At 70.1% G+C, this 569-nt stretch carries 1 protein-coding gene; it reads left to right on the plus strand.

Features of this window, described 5'->3' with window-relative positions; genetic code table 11:
- Positions 1-179 precede the first annotated feature (179 nt).
- On the plus strand, positions 180-569 hold a 390-nt coding region (locus AC1DTN_RS38725), incomplete at its 3' end, for a hypothetical protein (RefSeq protein WP_477925522.1).

Consider the following 569-nt stretch of genomic DNA (forward strand, 5'->3'; position numbering starts at 1 on the left):
TCCGGCGCAACTCACCGAGGCGCTGCGCCTGATCGAGCGCATCCGCATCGACCAGGCTGAAGTGTCCGGGCTGATCAAGCCGCAGCTCGAGGAATTGCTGGGCAAGATGGGCTCGCTGCACCAGCACGTCAGCCTGCGCAAGGCCTACGGGCGACCGCACTGAGAAAGACGCGCAAGCGATGAGCGGACTCACCGGACTGATCGATGCACTGCTGGCCGCCAGGCTGGCGCCGCGGCTCGACGTACTTGGTATCAAGGGCGAAGCCGCGATCGGCGCGCCCGGGCCGGTGATCGGCATCGAGGGCGTCAGCAACGACGTCCGGCTGCCCTCCAATGCCGCGCTCGACCGCGAGATTCCGGTGGCGACTCCGGCCGCGCCGCAGCTCTCGGGTGGCGCGCTTGCGTCGTCCGGCATCCAGCTGTCCATCGCTGCGCGCGTCATCGGCGCGGTGCTGGCCGATCTCGGTGCCGATCCCGGTCCCGTGCAGGGTGCCGCGCCCGTGTGGCCCACGCGCGAGGCTGCATCGAGCGCGGCGCTTGCCAACACGCTGGCGCAAACCGTGTCCGAC

The organism is Rhizobium sp. 01T444 (genome assembly GCF_056398305.1).